Raw genomic sequence first — 16,188 nt, 5'->3', positions numbered from 1 at the left:
TAATTTTCACCCAATGCACTAACACATTGTGAAGGCGATATTCATTTTGCGATGTTCAAATTAAAACGCTGAATGTAAAAGGTTCAACGTAAAACTGTGTGTCGTCCTTACTAGCGCAAGGCTGACGTTATATGTTCTAGCACAGTCACTTGCTTACGCGTTTCGCGTACAAGGATCCACGTTTAAAAAATCGCGTTCAATGAAACAAATACGCGCAGAAACTTGTCGCGACTTTATCACGTTTAGCTATGCTAATAACAGACGCGCTTGCGCTGCATCTGCTTGAATTTGATCTTTCAGTGCCTCAAAAGACTCAAATTTAACTTCATCTCTTATTTTTGCCATCGGAAACACCGTTATAGGCTTGCCGTATAGGTCGGATGACAAATCAAAAATATGAACTTCCAGCTGGTTTCTAACCCCGTTGACAGTAGGACGGGTACCAATATTCGCAACGCCATTATAGTGCTTTCCATCTACGTCAACACGAACTGCGAACACGCCGTGAATTGGCGTTTTTTGGCGTTTAAGCATGACATTCGCAGTGGGAAAACCAATAGTGCGGCCTTTTTTCTCGCCATGAACCACCCTACCGTGAATAGCAAACGGGCGCCCTAGCATTTCGGTAGAGAGTCCAAAGTCGCTATCTGCTAACGCCTCTCGCACAGCCGTTGAGCTTATTCGATGAGCATGCATAGTAAAACTATGGGTGCTTACCACTTCGAAACCGTATTGGCGACCTGCGGCCTCAAGCATTTCGAAATCCCCTTTGCGGCCATTGCCAAAACGGAAATCGTCGCCAACTACGAGAAATTTAACCCCCAGTTTGTCCACCAATAAATCGTGGACGAAGGTATCGGCACTTTGCCTAGCAAACTCAGCGTTAAATCGCACAGCAAGTAGTCTGTCGACACCTTGTTGGCGCAGCAATTCATATTTTTCCCGAAGAGGGCTTATACGCGCTGGCGCTTTATCAGGCATAAAGACTTCTTCAGGCTGTGGTTCGAACACCATAACGGTGGCAGGAAGTGATAGCGACTTGGCTTTTTCAAGCACGTTAGCCAACACAGCTTGATGACCACGGTGTACGCCGTCGAACTTGCCAATAGTGAGCACACACCCTTTATGGTGCGGTTTTACATTGTTTAGCCCGCGGATAAATTCCACTGTTAGCCACTACCTTTTAACTGCTAGAAAATCAAAGCTCGCGATTATAGCCGACCGCGAGCACAATACCAAGCACACGGGCCATTCTGACCCCATGCTCTATTTCACGTACATTGAATACTAATCGCCGCCGCTTCTGAAATGCCTAGGTCGCATACCTAGCACCACCATGGTGGTCAAAAACAATATAACCGACAGCGAAATGGTTATTCCTACCTCTAACATTTGGGCGAAAAGAGACAATTCAAAGAAAGCTAAGCCTTGATCGCGATAATAAATAAGCCCGCCCATGGCAGCACTTGCAATAACCACACGGGCAATAAACAAAACCGATGTGCGGCTTAACGCAAATACACCTTGTCTATGCAATGTTATATAAAGCAAAGCGGCGTTAAGCGTAGCTGACATACTGGTAGCGACAGCAAGCCCTACATAACCAAACGGAATCGCTAAAATAAGGTTAAACACCATGTTTGCGACCATACACCAAATACCAAATTTCACTGGCGTCTTGGTGTCTTGGCGGGAATAAAACCCTGGCGCAAGAATTTTTACCAGCATAAAGCTGAGCAAGCCAAACGAGTACGCGGTAAGCGAGTAAGACGCCATAATGGCGGTTTCTGCAGTAAACGCGCCGCGCTGAAAAATAACGGTCAGAATAGGTCTTGCCATCACGCCAAGCCCCACTGCAGCAGGTATGCCCAATAAACACACCATACGAAACGCCCAGTCGATATTCGCAGCAAACGCTTTGGGGTTGTTGCTTACGTGATTTCGGGAAAGCGTAGGTAAAATAACTGTAGCGATGGCGATACCAAACAACCCTAGGGGAAATTCAAGCAGCCTGTCAGAATAGTACAACCAGCTAATAGAACCGGTAACTAAAAAGCTGGCGATGAAGGTATCAAACAACAAATTGATTTGCCCTACTGACACACCGAACAAAGCAGGGATCATCAGGGTACGTACTTTTACCACGTTTTCGTCATGCCAGCCCCACTTTGGCTTTACCAAAAGCCCAGCCCTGAACAAGAACGGCAGCTGAAACAAGAACTGCACAATACCGCCGATAAACACACCCCACGCTAACGCGTAAGCGGGTTGATTAAGCGTAGGCGCTAAGTATATCGCGCATGCAATAATGCATACATTAAGTAAAACCGGAGTGAAAGCGGCAACCGCAAACTTATTGAGCGTATTGAGTATCGCCCCTGCCAACCCAGTCAGAGAGATAAACGCTAAATAAGGAAAGGTAATTTTTAACATGGTCGACGCGAGCACAAATTTATCTCCCGCTTCGTCTCCTTCGAGCCACGCCACAAACCACCCTGTTCCGAATAAAGCCGCCAAAACCGGTGATGCAATAACCCCTATAATAGATACCACAAAAACAATAGCGCCTAATGTACCGCTGACTTTTGCAACGAACTCCCTGAGTTGCTTTTTATCGTCAATCTCATGAACTTCGGTTAATACCGGAATAAACGCTTGCGCAAATGCGCCTTCAGCGAATAGACGACGAAGAAAATTGGGAATTTTGTTGGCAAAGAAAAATACGTCAGCGGCTGCTCCATCACCCATAAGCTTGGCGACAACAACGTCGCGTACCAGGCCCAATACCCGCGAGACCAAGGTCATAATACTGACAATAAGACCAGATTTTATTAACTTCCGTGACACGTCACACTTCCAATAAGAGGTAAAGAATAGGCTGAAAAGCAGAAGCCACTTGAAGAATAATCAAAGGCATTTGCTAAGCGTAAAGAGGCAACGCAAGGTTGCGAGCGAGTCATAATAGCGAAAGCCTATGGTCTACGAAACGATTTATTCAAAATAGTTGTGCACCTTTATGAACTTTCTTGCTATAATCCGCGCCCGATATGGGGTGCTGTTATTTATGCATGTCTATCGCTTAAATGTCCTGAAAGAATATCGTTATAGAGCTCTTTCAAAAAATGTCGCAGAGAAATGTCGCAAAGAATGTGCAACGTGTTGAGCATACTTTGTGTTCAATAGCTTGCGCGTTTTAATGCGGAATGATTTAAGTTTTAAATCGTTTGACATTTGGGCGTTTGGTAGGCACAATCCGCACCCTCGTTTTTGACATGAATTTATTTTGGGAGTTACACCTTGGCTAACATTAAGTCTGCTAAGAAGCGTGCAATCCAAGCCGAAAAGCGTCGTCAGCACAACGCTAGCCGTCGTTCTATGACTCGTACAAGCATCAAGAAAGTTATCGCTGCAATCGCAAGCGGTGACAAAGAAGCGGCACAAGCTGCACTTACTGCTGCTACTCCAGTACTTGACAGAATGGCTACTAAAGGCTTGATTCACAAGAACAAAGCTGCTCGTCATAAGAGCCGTCTAGCTGCGCAAATCAAAGCACTAGGTTAATCTTTACGATTAGTAGTAAAAAAGCGCCCTTCGGCGCTTTTTTTGTGCCTGTAATCAAATCAACGTTTATTTATTGTTTCTGAATAAGCTTTAGACTTACAAGTATAAAGCCCGCCATCAGGCGAGCTCTATCATTAGATAAAAAGTTTTTGCGGTGTGTTCACACTCAAGCTATATGCTTATCAGCTCATCTTCCTTATTGAGCTAGCCGGTGCGATACGCATGATCCAGTGAAGAATTGCCCAAGGCCAGCTTGGCACAAACGCATTCGCTTTTTCTTTATTAATTGCACTCACCATGGCGCGGCAGCCCACATCGGTATCAACAATAAACGGCACCTTCTCAACTTTTTCATTTATTTCGCTACGAATAAACCCGGGGTGAATACAGGTCACATTAATCGGCGTATTCATTACATCCATTCGAATACCTTCAGTCATAGACGTTAGGCCTGCCTTTGTAGCTGCATAAACAGTCATAGCGCGCCTAAAGCCGCGCACCGCGCTTATGGATGAAATTGTTACTAGATGCCCACTATTTTGCGCCCTAAAAATGGCCATTGCCGCCTCGCATTGTGCTAGCGCCGACACAAAGTTAGTCACTGCCGTTTGCTTATTAGCGTGGAAGTACCCAGTGCCAATTGACGCGCCCTTGCCCATTCCTGCATTCACAATGACTCTATCAAGGGTCCCCATATCGGCTTTGAATGCATCGAACACGTCAAACACTGCGTCATGATCATTGACATCCAGCGAGCGAATAAACACGTCAACATTTGGATTAATTGAATGCAGTTCTTCTTTCAATTTTTCTAAGTTCTCAAAGCGTCTTGCGCATAACGCTAGGTTACAACCCTGTTTGGCAAACTCAATCGCCATGCCCTTACCTAGACCTGAGCTAGCGCCTGTGATCAGAATATTGCGTCTTGTTGTCATTATCGTTTTCCTGATGCTTTTATGGCCTTATTACAACGCCACATTAAGTAATGAATAAAGATCCAAAAGTTTTTAAACGCTGGATTATTGGTTTGCTTGTGGTGATAGCGATAATAAATTTGCTGGGCAATACCGGCTAGACGAAAAAGTCCGTACACCTCGTAAAAAGTAAAGTCATCTACATCAATCTCCATCTCTTTGCAGTAGTACGCAACCACCTGCTTTCTGGTTAGCATACCGGGTAAGTGAGTTGGCTGACGACGTGTAGATTGTGCTAAAAAATCATCATCAGATTCTACCCAATACGCCAAGGTATTACCCAAGTCCATAAGCGGGTCGCCCAAGGTCGCCAGTTCCCAGTCCAACACACCGATAATTTGCGTATAGTTATCTGGCTTTAACACCACGTTGTCAAATCGGAAGTCATTGTGGGTAATACAAATGCGTTCATTAGCTGGCATGTTGTTTTCTAGCCAACGCATGATTTTTTTACCCGAAGGCACGTTCCAAGTTTTGGCCTTGCTATATCGCGCACTCCAACCGCTTATTTGTCGCTCGATATACCCCGCACCTTTACCTAAATGATCGAGACCTGCTTTTTGATAATCGACTTTATGAAGCTCAATTAAGCTATCAAGCAAATTAGTGCAGAGCTGTTTGGTTTGCTGTTCTGTTGTCTCTAGACCTCTGGGTAAGTTTTTTCGGGGGATTACACCAGTAAATTTTTCCATTACGTAGAACTCAGTTCCAATGATGCTTTCATCTTCACAAAGTCCAAGCATCTCTGGTACATAGCGATAAACAGGCTTTAACGCATGCTGTAATCGGTACTCCCGCCCCATATCGTGAGCACCTTTAGCTTTAGTACCTGCCGGTGCCCTACGCAAAATTAATGACGTTTGCTGACTATGGTCTTGCTCACTACCTTGATACTCCAAGCAGTACGTCCAATTAGACGCGCCACCGGAATATTGGGTTACTTTAGGTAGGGTATCGCTACTTCGTATGGCGGCTGCCACAGCTGGATTCGATTCGTGAGTATGTACCTTAAGCCAATTGTGTACAGCATTGACGTTTAGTTCTTCGCCCGCACGCACGCTGTCGGCTTTATCTACGACCTGTTGTTGCATATTTTTTCTTCTATTAATTCTGTTTCTTTTAATTCTGTTTCAAGGGGCTTACTCAAAGTGCCTACTTAAAATTCCTACTCAAAACCTTTGTCTCAACGATACTTCTGTTTGTGACCGCAAAAGTGCACCTCAACAATCAAGTCCAAATAGTTTGACGACAAAAATAGGTGAGCGCGTTCCCGCTTTACTCAACTCTGCTTTTCCATTGCACGCTTCATCATCTTCGTTTGATTGAGCATATTATTGATATAACGCTGAGTTGGCAGCAGCTTCTTTAACAGGAAAGCGCGTTTGCCCAGCTTATGAGTAAGAATTAGAAACTGCTTTTTATTGACTTGCTGATAGATGGACTCGGCCACGTCTTCTTTCGTCATGTCTGCTTTGGCAAAGAACTTATTAAGCATCTTGTGCGAAGCAGCATTGCTGCTACGCATCGACTCATCTAAGTTTGTTTTAAAGAAGCTTGGACAAACTACACTAACGTCAATATTGTCAGGCGCTAACTCCAACTTCATGGTTTCAGAAAACGACACGACTGCGGCTTTAACCGCGTTATAGCTTCCCATATAAGGAATAGGCGTTAGCCCTGCTTGCGATGCAATATTAATGAAATAGCCACCGCCTTGCTCTCGCATTAAAGGTAAGAGTGCACGACTGACTCTCACCATGCCTAACACGTTAATATCAAACACCCACTGCCACTGCTCAATGTCCTCATCTAACAGGCTGCCACCAGAAGCAACACCCGCATTGTTAAACACAGTGTCAACACCGCCCCAGCGAGTTTCCAAGGTGTGCGCTAACGTTTGAACGTCACTTTCAGAGGTTATATCGCAATGGATGTAAAACGCATTGGCACCTTGGGCGGAAAGCGCATTTACCGTTTCATCGCCTCTTTCTTGGTTAATGTCGGCAACGCAAATATCTACCCCCTCGTCTTTGCCTGCCCACTTTTCCGCCCACTTAAAGGCAATGGCCTGACCTAAGCCGGTAGCGCCACCGGTAATCAATACGCGCATGATGTGTTTCCTAACTGTTCTTGTTTCTTTATTCTTGCTTCTTTGTTCTTGTGTAGGCGTTTTCGTATAGTTGCGCTTTTTTGTAATGGGCGCTTTGTCAGCTATTCGCTGCTTTCTTTAAGTGTTCGCCTTATCTATACCATCAAACTGATTCGCTCTTTTGCAGTGACACTGATAGCTGTTCATGCCGCATTTTTCGTTTTTCCCACAGGGCCAATAGTGCGGGCCCGATGTACATTGCTATACCATATACACCCGGCGCAATTGCGTAGTCGGGCGCGTCTAGAAAGGTAATGCATATCAACATTGCAAGCGCTGCGTTTTGTACCCCTATCTCAATGGCCAGTGTGAGCGAGTCTTTAAATGCCAGACTAGAGACCTTAGCAAGCCCGAGCCCTAACAATACCGATGATAAATTTAACGTTAAGCAAACCAAAAACGCGCTTTCAAGGGACGCGGCTAAGCTATGTCTTTCCGACACCAGCACGCCCACAATCATGAGCAACATGAAGTACATAGAAAACTGCCGAAAGAAGCTTTCAGTTTTAGTAGCAAACCTGCTGTTAAAGCGACGAATGGTCATGCCTAAAATGACCGGTACAATTGATATACCAACCAGCCCGATCACGGTTTGGATAATAGAAAAGTCTGGCGCGTTTTCTTTTACAAAGTAATCAAGAGCAAATTGAATGATGAAGGGCGTTGAGAAAACGCAAGCGATGGTAGAAATAGCGGTCAAGCTTACTGAAAGGGCCAGATTTGCTTTTGCAATGTGGCTGATTAAGTTACTGGTCGTGCCGCCAGGGCACGCCGCTAAAACCATAACGCCAACCGCAATATAATCGGGTAGACCAAAAACGAAGCACAGTCCTAGCGCCAACGTAGGCAGCAATATAATTTGCCCTATAAACCCCGCTATTACTGCTTTAGGCGCTTTAAGTAATCGGGCAAAATCAGCAACGGTTAGCGTTAGCCCCATACCAAACATAACAAATGCCAACGCGAGAGGTAACAACACCTCGGTAAGTACAGATGCCTGCATGCACACGCCCCTTACAAAAGAAACCTTTTATTAACATTTAAGCCAGTGTACCCTGTTTAACAATAAATAAAAATGATGCCTTATTATGGAAACCCATAAATAATATGCATGGAAAATTAGACCTAAATTTGTTTGTTGTGCTGCGCGCGGTTTACGAACACGGCAGCATTACGAAAGCCGCCAACGCACTGCATATTACCCAGCCTGCAGTGAGTCACGCCTTAGGTCGCCTGCGAGAGAAATTTGATGACCCACTGTTTACTCGCCATGGGCGACAAGTCGTGCCTACCCCATTTTGCCAAGGCATTATTGCATCGGTTGTGAAATCAATCGAAACCCTTGAAAGCACGTTAAAAGGTAAAGTGGGCTTTGATATAAGTGATAAACCCCGTCAAGTGAACCTTGGCTTGAGAGATATTTTAGAATCTATATTTTTTCCTGTGCTTATTCCTGAGCTTGTTAAACATACTCCCAATATCACGGTAAATAGCAGACAGGTTACCTGGCCAGAGCTTGCTCCCGCATTAGCCGCTAAAGAGCTTGATATCGTAATTGACGCGTTAGTTCCCACCAGCCGTGACATTTGTTCTCAGTTTATCTGTGAAGAAACGTTTGTCGTGGTATGCGCACATAGCAATAGCTACGTAGATAACCCGAGTATTAAGCGCTACTCAGTTGCACAACATGCGCTTGTATCTTTAAAAGACTCTAAATTAGATACGGTAGATCTAGCCCTTGCTCAGTACAATTTGCATCGCAACATCGCATTGCAGTGTGAACACTACTTTGCCGCTGTTAACGTAGTTAGCCAATGTGATCTTTTGCTGACCATGCCAGCGCGATTCGCCCAACAATTCAGTAATAAATTCGATATCGAGATTTTGCCCCTTCCGTTTGACGTCCCCCCACTTCCCGTACACATGTACTGGCACAAACACGCCGATGAAGACTTGGTGAATGTATGGATGCGAGATAAGCTTTTAGAAGTGGCGAATAAGTTGGGGTTATAGCGCGTATTGGTGTTGCTGTAACACAATGGTCAAGCAAGCGTCACGGTAGTGTCAATTTGCAAACCTATAGTGACGGTCCAAGGCATCGCTTTGGGAAACCGCTATGAAAAAGACACACTACCGTACGCTTTGGCTTTCAGATATCCATTTGGGAAATCGCGACTGCAAAGCTGAATACTTACTTTCCTTCCTTGATAGTATCACTGTAGACACCCTCTATTTGGTGGGTGATATCATTGATATGTGGCAAATGACTAAGCAATTTCGCTGGCCAAAGACGCACAATCAAGTCATGCATAAATTCATGCAAATGAGCCAGGAAGGTACGCGTGTGGTGTACTTACCGGGTAACCACGATGAACCAATTCAGTCATATTCTGGCATGGCGTTTGGTGATATTGAAATTGAGAGAGAGCTGGTACACATCACTGCACAGGGAAAGCGTTATTTAGTTTTACATGGCGATCAGTTCGATGGCGATGTGACCATGGGCAAGTTTCATGCGTGGATTGGCGATAAAGGTTACGACCTTTTGCTTTTTCTAAATAGAGAATTCAATCGCCTACGCGCGTGGCGCAAGCGAGAATACTGGTCACTTGCAGGCTATATTAAAAAACACATTAAGGGTGCGAATGATGCCATCGCTCGTTATCGAGAAGCATGCTGCAAGCGCGCCGATGAAATGGGGCTTGATGGCGTAGTGTGTGGACATATTCACCACCCTGAAAGCAGCACTGAAAACGGCATCCACTACATTAACGATGGCGATTGGATAGAAAACTGCAGTGCACTAACAGAAGATTTGAACGGTAATCTATCCCTAGTCCATTATCTCGATTCACTAGAGTCTGCTAGCGTGACATTAATCACTACCAAAACCTCCCGCTCAAAAGCAGCATAATTACCATTACGCAAAAGGGGCTTCAACGGCCCCTGACTTTTACTAGTCGTTAAGCTACACATTATTTTCAATTACTCTCATCATGGCTAGAGCCTGTTGACCTTTTCTCTACATCGAAGGCTAACACGCCTAATTTACAATATTTTAACACTGTCAAATAACTGCCATGAAACTGTGTGAAAAACGTCACATTGCCCTGCTATTGTTCGCCAAAACCGGAAGAGAAACAGGTTCTATGTTTACTGTAAACGATGTATTGAACAAGCATTACCCTCAAGTAGCGAATAACCCCATCCTATTTAAGTCACTGTCTTTCGTTTTAAGGCACCTACTCCATGAACGTGAAATTACCGAATTCGGTGAAACCTATCCACACTACGAGGACATCGATTTCGTAGAGCAAGTGCTGGAATATTTCAATATTAGCTATTCAACTCGCGATGTAGAAAAAGAACGCATTCCAAGTGAAGGCAGAGTAGTGATCATTGCGAACCATCCGATTGGCTCACTCGATGCCCTTGCGCTCATAAAGCTGGTTAGCGAAGTACGTAACGACTTAAAGGTGGTCGCCAATGAAATGCTTATGGCCATTGAACCGCTTCACGATATGCTGCTACCTGTAAACAATATGCAGGGTGGCACACCAAAACAGCATTTATCGGCAATCCAAAAACACCTTAACAGCGACGGCGCTATACTGATTTTTCCTGCTGGCGAAGTTTCTCGATTACGCCCACAAGGTGTTCGCGACACCAGATGGCACACAGGCTTTTTACGCATTGCAAAACAAGCAAAAGCACCGATATTGCCGGTTTATATAGACGCGAAGAATAGCCCGCTTTTTTATGGCGTGTCCATGGTATACAAGCCATTAGCCACCGCACTGTTAGTTAAAGAGATGTTCAAACAGCGCAAAAAGCACTTGCCTATGCGCATTGGTGAACTCATTCCCTTTGAGGCATATCAACAAACCAACATATCGCTAAAAGAGCAGGTAAAACTGTTTAAGCGCCATCTGTATCGCATTGGCAGCAACAAGAGAGGTGTATTTGAAACTCAGGCGTCCATTGCTATGCCAGAAGACAGAAAAGAATTGGCCCGCGCGATGCGAGACTGCGAACATTTAGGTGAAACTGGCGACGGAAAGTCTATTTACTTATACCAGCACAAAAGCTGCTCTCCGATAATGCGAGAAATTGGCCGGCTACGAGAAGTCGCGTTTCGAGCCGTTGGCGAAGGTACCAATAAGCGTAGAGACATCGATCAATACGACTCCCACTATTACCACCTCGTGCTCTGGGATGACAACGACTTGGAAATTGTAGGCGCCTATCGCTTTGGCGATGCTGAGCTTTTGACTGCGCCAGACCATCCTACCGGGCTTTATTCCGCCACCTTGTTTAACTATGGTAAAAACAACGACAAACTTTTTAAAGAAGGCTTAGAGCTAGGGCGAAGCTTTGTGCAGCCTCGCTATTGGGGAAAGCGCAGCTTAGATTATTTGTGGTTTGGAATTGGGGCATTTTTAAGCCGATACCCTAAATATCGTTACCTGTTTGGCGCGGTGTCACTCAGTAATGCCTACCCCGAACCCGCTAAAGATTTATTGGTTCAATTTTATTCCACGTACTTTCCCGCAAAGTTCGGCGAAGCAACTTGTAAACGTCCTTATCAAATGACACAGGAGGCATTGCACCAATTCACAGGTAACGATTACAAGGCTGAATTTACCCAGCTGAAACACTTACTGGCTAACATGGGCGTAAACGTACCAACACTGTACAAACAATATTCTGAAGTGGCCAAGGACGGCGGTGTGGCGTTCTTAGGCTTTAATGTCGACCCAGATTTTAATGACTGTATCGACGGGCTCGTCGTAGTTGATATGCAAACGCTGACTGAGAAGAAGCGAAAACGCTATTTAACCGACATTCAGCTTAAAGCCACGGCCTAAAATAAATACGCAAATGTGCTGGGAAAATGCTGATAAAGACACGGACGAACATAAATATAAGCAGCTACCCGTTGAGGGTAGCTTTAAGCCTAAATACGTGAACCACGTCAACGATTCCAATGTGTAAGCTAGTTTTGCATTACCACTATTAAAAAACCAAAAAGGAGCGTCTTTAACGCTCCTTTTTTAACACTCAATGTCGAATATAAAACGTATTTAACTACCGCAAATATCACTAAGGATATCGGTATAAATATCTTCAAGCGTGAGCAAATCAGATACATGAATGTGTTCGTTTACCTGATGAATAGTTGTATTTGGTACGCCAACTTCTACCACTTGCGTGTGTTCACTAGCAAAGAAACGCCCGTCAGAAGTTCCGCCTGATGTACTGATAACAGGGTAACGACCTGTGGCGCCCTTAATCGCTTTTTCAACGCAGGCAATTAAGCAACTATCAGCATTGCTTTTAGGTTTACTTAGATAGGCTTCGCACGGTCTGGAAAAGCTCACTTCAGCTTTTGTATCAACGCTATTGATAATGCTGCATAGTAGCGCCGATAAGCTCTGTTGATCATACTGCCACGAATATCTAGCGTTAAATTCAATACGCACCGCACTAGGTACTATGTTATCGGTGAAGCTTCCTGTATCCATATGTGTAATTTGAAGCGTAGTACCAGGGAAATCATCACTCCCCTTATCAAATGGATACTGTGTAAGCGCATTAATCACCCTGCTCGCTTTGTGGATAGCGTTCACCGCTGTCTTTGGGTAGGCCACATGCCCTTGTTTTCCTACAATATGGATAGTGCCAGAAAGTGAACCTCTGCGCCCTATCTTAATCGTATCACCAGTTTTTGTAGATGCCGACGGCTCACCCACTAAGCACATATCAAGTTTCACGTTTTGTGATGCTAAATGTTCAGCGATCCACTTGGATCCCCATTCCGCTTCCCCTTCTTCATCGCTGGTAATTAGCCACCAGAAAGACACTTTACTATTGTCTAAAGAGGCTACGGTTCGCTCTGTTGCTGCTAACATGGCCGCGATGCCTGTTTTCATGTCTGCAGCACCGCGCCCGTACAGTTTATTTTCGCTAATTAGGGGGCTAAAAGGCGGTGATTTCCACTTATCAAGTGGACCTGGCGGAACCACATCGGTATGGCCACTAAATGCAAAGTTAATCGGGCCCTGCCCCCACCTTGCGATGAGATTATTCACCCCATTTATTGAATGCTTTTCACAGGCGAAACCGAGCTGTTCTAGCTTATATATTAGATAACTTTGGCAACCAGCGTCTACGGGGGTAATCGACGCTCTTGCCATTAACACTTCAGCAAAATGAATACTGCGAGCTGGCGCGATAGAAGGTAAAGGCTGAATCGACATGCATAAAAGACCTTTATAAAACGTAGGTCTATTACACAAGTGTAAAGTGACACACGAATAACAGATTTACGACAATGCCATGACAGCGGAACTGCGTGATCTAGCTGAAAATATAGAAGAAGACCAATTATGGAAGATAGGGCAACTGGGGCTAGCGTGTTAAGATTTGTCTAAATTAGCGCACGTTGTTATAACTAGAACACAACTTAAAGAAAGGTATTACTGTGTTAAAAATTATTGTTTTAATACCACTTATTTTGTCACTGCTCTGGTTTGGCTATCTACAAGCCAATAAATACACTCTGGAACAAGGCAAGCAAGGATTTCTGTACATATTTGTGTTGTCAGGCGTCATTGCGGCATTTTATACACTGATGCTGTTCTTAACGAACTAAGGTGTGTAAGGTAACAATCCAAATACGTTGCCGGATCAAAAAGGCCAGCATCAATCGGAAGCTGGCCTTTTATTATTACATAATGTCACTGTTTACCACAGCAGCTGCTGTAGCGCGGTGGCACTTATAGTGGTTGTGAGGTGGTCACTTCAGCGTTTGCGCGAAGCGCATCAACATACTGCTGATACAGGCGCTGGCTTTGTACCTGAGCAAGGCGCTGTTTCAGGCTTTCACTCAAATCACTTTCAAGCTCTGGTGCTGGGTTAACGTTTTCAAGCATAACTACAGCTACATTACCGCTTACCGTTGTCGCAACATCTACCTTATCGTCGCCTTCCAGAGCAAGAGAGAAAAGCGTATCGACCAGTGCGCGTGCTAGCGTACCGCCCGCTCTCGGAACAGCAGCTGCCATTTCCCAAGACACAGACTTTTCAGCTAGCTCACTTTCAACGCTTTCTCCAGCACGCACTTTTTGTGCGATATCAAACGCCCAAGCTTCTGCAGCTTCTTTTGATTTTTCAGCCTTAACAGAGGCTTCGATGCCTTCGCGTACTTCTTCAAGAGATTGAGTACGCTGAGGCTGATGCTCAACAACGCGCGCAACAACAACCGTTTCATCATCAAGCTCTATGATATCGCTATTAAGTCCTTCATCAACCAGCTCAGAAGAGAAAGCAACGTCTAAAAGACCCGGGAAGCTTAGCTCAGCAGGTGCTGTGTTGCGACTAAATAACACAGACTCTTGGACAGGTAAATCAACCGCATTTGCTGCATCTTCCAGTGTGTCAGGTACTTCGAACGCTATTTCAGCTAGCGTATTTTGCAGCTCAAAGAACTTTTCCATAGCCGCGTCATAAAGAAGCGTATCGCGAATTTCACCAGCTACTTCTTCGAATGACTTCACTTGCGCTTCTTTTAGATCTGTTAACTTAATGATGTGAAAGCCGAAGTCGGTTTCTACCACATCAGACACATCACCAATATTTTCTAAAGCAAAGGCGGCGTCGTCGAACGCGGGGTCCATCATTTCTGGCGTGATAAAGTCTAGATCACCGCCGTTCTCAGCAGAAAACGTGTCATCAGAATTTGCTTCAGCAAGGGCGGCAAAGTCTGCGCCATTATCTAATTCAGCCTTCAATGATTCTGCTTTTGCTTTCGCAGCATCGACGTCATCACCGGCTTCGATAAGAATATGAGACACACGGCGCTCTTCTTCTTTACCGTAGCTAGCCACGTTATTTTCATAGTAAGTGCGCACCGCTTCTTCATCAACCGAAACGCGGTCTTTTAAGTCATCAACACTTAATTTCACGTAAGCAAGCTTGACCTGCTCATCAGTGTCAAACGATGCGATATTGTTGTTATAGAACGCTTCCACGTCAGCGTCTGTCACTTCAATTGAATCAGCGAACTCATCTGAGCTAACTAATACGTATTTTGCATCGCGAGTTTGACGCTGAAGCGCGTTCGCCTGCTGTACTTCCCCATCTAATGCGAATGAAGAATTAGTTAATGCTGCGGCCAACTGATTTTGTGTCATTTGGACACGGAGATAATCGCGAAAATCAGCTGCTTGGAAGCCGTTTTGGCGAAGAATAGCTTGGAAGCGATCATTATCGAATTTACCGCCAAACTGAAACTCAGGCATTTGCACTATAGTCTCGCGAATTTGTTCGTCACTTACGCGTAATCCCATGTCTGCCGCTTGTTGCTGAATGAGTTTTTCAGCAATAAGTCTATCTAGTACATTTTTTCTGAAATCTGCGAGGTATTGTTCACTAGAGAAAAGCTGTGCGATGCTTTCACCATATTGTGACTCCATTTGTGCACGCTGATTTTGGTATGCACGCTCTAGTTCTTGTGCCGAAATTTCTTCGCCGTTAACAGTCGCTACTGCAGTAGAACCTGATGATGTTAGGTAGCTACCTACACCTGCGAATACGAAACTCAAAACGATAAGCGCAATAATCGCCATCGCCCAAGGGCCTTGAGAACCTTCTCTGATTCTTTCTAGCATGATTGTTCTTCAACTCCGTTGCTTACTACCGTTACCTCGAACCATCACAAACCCGTGAGTGCGAGGTAAAATAAGCGCTGATTATAACCCAATGCCGCTGAATATAAACGACCAAAACACACAATTTGTACTGTCTTTCGTTAAGTTCTTGCATTGCGAGGACATGTGTAAAACTCTTCAAGCCTCAAAGGGTTATTTCTACTCTTAAAATATTGGGGTCAGAGTCGTTACTCTGACCCCAATATTGAATTCTTTGTTTTAGAAATAAAAAAGGCGATGGACTAGCCATCGCCTTTTTCTATAATTTTGTTGCTTAGTTACAAGCGTCTTTCAGTGCTTTACCAGCTTTGAAAGATGGAACTTTCGCTGCTGAAATCTGAATAGTCTCACCAGTTTGTGGGTTGCGGCCACTACGAGCTGAGCGTTCGCGAACTGAGAAAGTACCAAAGCCTACTAGTGCAACTTGGTCGCCGTCTTTTAACGCCGCAGTTACTGAGTCAGTGAATGCGTCAAGAGCGCGGCCAGCAGCTGCTTTAGAAATGTCTGCACCAGCAGCGATTTGGTCGATAAGTTGAGACTTGTTCACAATTATGATCCCCTTCGATTGTTATTATACTGTTTGTCCAAAACGATTTTGCTTGAACGTTATAGCAAGCTTGATCATTAACATCAAGCTTCAGTCACAAATAATTAACTTTATTAATGAATCGCTGCAATCCCTTTTGTGGCAAGGCTTCAAGCGAATACCACTTAAAGGTAACACAACTTTTGCGACTTGAAAGCCCTAATTTTAAAAAAATAAGCTTTTCTTTCGCCCAATGCACATTTTTTG

The 16,188-nt window shown here is 44.6% G+C and carries 13 protein-coding genes; 4 read left to right on the top strand and 9 right to left on the bottom strand.

From position 1 onward, the window contains the following. Positions 1 to 246: 246 nt before the first annotated feature. Together ribF and murJ are read right to left on the bottom strand one after the other, a co-directional pair. Entirely contained in the window at positions 247 to 1,167 is a 921-nt protein-coding gene (ribF, locus tag V7R42_RS15890) for a bifunctional riboflavin kinase/FAD synthetase (RefSeq protein ID WP_334021200.1), read from the bottom strand. A gap of 120 nt (positions 1,168 to 1,287) precedes the next feature. Further along, positions 1,288 to 2,847, bottom strand: coding sequence for a murein biosynthesis integral membrane protein MurJ (gene murJ / locus V7R42_RS15885; protein ID WP_334021199.1), 1,560 nt, complete (start codon positions 2,845 to 2,847; stop codon positions 1,288 to 1,290). Between the two features lie 450 nt (positions 2,848 to 3,297). Here murJ and rpsT point away from each other — a divergent pair, with 450 nt between their 5' ends. Next, the gene (gene rpsT, locus V7R42_RS15880) at positions 3,298 to 3,561 is read left to right on the top strand and encodes a 30S ribosomal protein S20 (protein WP_014950134.1); all 264 of its coding nucleotides are present in this window, start codon (positions 3,298 to 3,300) and stop codon (positions 3,559 to 3,561) included. A 182-nt stretch (positions 3,562 to 3,743) separates the two neighbouring features. Here the strand turns inward: rpsT and V7R42_RS15875 are convergent, their stop codons facing one another. From V7R42_RS15875 to V7R42_RS15860, 4 genes are all read right to left on the bottom strand, one after another. After that, positions 3,744 to 4,496: an SDR family oxidoreductase gene (locus V7R42_RS15875; RefSeq protein ID WP_334021198.1), complete on the bottom strand. Its 753-nt coding sequence runs from the start codon at positions 4,494 to 4,496 to the stop codon at positions 3,744 to 3,746. After that, positions 4,496 to 5,626: a phosphotransferase family protein gene (locus V7R42_RS15870; RefSeq protein WP_334021197.1), complete on the bottom strand. Its 1,131-nt coding sequence runs from the start codon at positions 5,624 to 5,626 to the stop codon at positions 4,496 to 4,498. The genes V7R42_RS15875 and V7R42_RS15870 overlap by 1 nt, the downstream gene beginning before the upstream one ends. 188 nt (positions 5,627 to 5,814) lie before the next feature. After that, positions 5,815 to 6,645: an SDR family oxidoreductase gene (locus V7R42_RS15865; protein WP_334021196.1), complete on the bottom strand. Its 831-nt coding sequence runs from the start codon at positions 6,643 to 6,645 to the stop codon at positions 5,815 to 5,817. 142 nt (positions 6,646 to 6,787) lie between these two features. Further along, positions 6,788 to 7,687 carry a bile acid:sodium symporter family protein gene (locus V7R42_RS15860; protein ID WP_334021195.1) on the bottom strand — a complete coding sequence of 300 codons (900 nt, stop codon included), beginning with the start codon at positions 7,685 to 7,687 and terminating at the stop codon, positions 6,788 to 6,790. Between the two features lie 104 nt (positions 7,688 to 7,791). Here V7R42_RS15860 and V7R42_RS15855 point away from each other — a divergent pair, with 104 nt between their 5' ends. From V7R42_RS15855 to V7R42_RS15845, 3 genes are all read left to right on the top strand, one after another. Continuing rightward, positions 7,792 to 8,697, top strand: coding sequence for a LysR family transcriptional regulator (locus V7R42_RS15855; RefSeq protein ID WP_334021194.1), 906 nt, complete (start codon positions 7,792 to 7,794; stop codon positions 8,695 to 8,697). 103 nt (positions 8,698 to 8,800) lie between these two features. Beyond that, positions 8,801 to 9,598: a UDP-2,3-diacylglucosamine diphosphatase gene (locus V7R42_RS15850; RefSeq protein WP_334021193.1), complete on the top strand. Its 798-nt coding sequence runs from the start codon at positions 8,801 to 8,803 to the stop codon at positions 9,596 to 9,598. Between the two features lie 166 nt (positions 9,599 to 9,764). Then, complete coding sequence (locus V7R42_RS15845; protein ID WP_334021192.1) at positions 9,765 to 11,552, top strand: lysophospholipid acyltransferase family protein; 1,788 nt, start codon at positions 9,765 to 9,767, stop codon at positions 11,550 to 11,552. A 216-nt stretch (positions 11,553 to 11,768) separates the two neighbouring features. Here the strand turns inward: V7R42_RS15845 and dapE are convergent, their stop codons facing one another. The 3 genes from dapE to hupB form a co-directional block, all read right to left on the bottom strand. Beyond that, positions 11,769 to 12,944, bottom strand: a complete 1,176-nt coding sequence (gene dapE, locus V7R42_RS15840; protein WP_334021191.1) for a succinyl-diaminopimelate desuccinylase — start codon at positions 12,942 to 12,944, stop codon at positions 11,769 to 11,771. A 519-nt stretch (positions 12,945 to 13,463) separates the two neighbouring features. Then, on the bottom strand, positions 13,464 to 15,356 hold the full coding sequence (locus V7R42_RS15835) for a SurA N-terminal domain-containing protein (RefSeq protein ID WP_334021190.1): 1,893 nt from the start codon (positions 15,354 to 15,356) through the stop codon (positions 13,464 to 13,466). A gap of 313 nt (positions 15,357 to 15,669) precedes the next feature. After that, a complete protein-coding gene (hupB, locus tag V7R42_RS15830) occupies positions 15,670 to 15,942 on the bottom strand; it encodes a nucleoid-associated protein HU-beta (RefSeq protein ID WP_012518978.1) in 273 nt (90 codons plus the stop codon). Between the last annotated feature and the right edge of the window lie 246 nt (positions 15,943 to 16,188).

This window comes from Alteromonas sp. S015 (assembly GCF_036864485.1).
Classification (GTDB): domain Bacteria; phylum Pseudomonadota; class Gammaproteobacteria; order Enterobacterales; family Alteromonadaceae; genus Alteromonas.
This window is presented reverse-complemented; position numbering and strand designations above follow the sequence as displayed.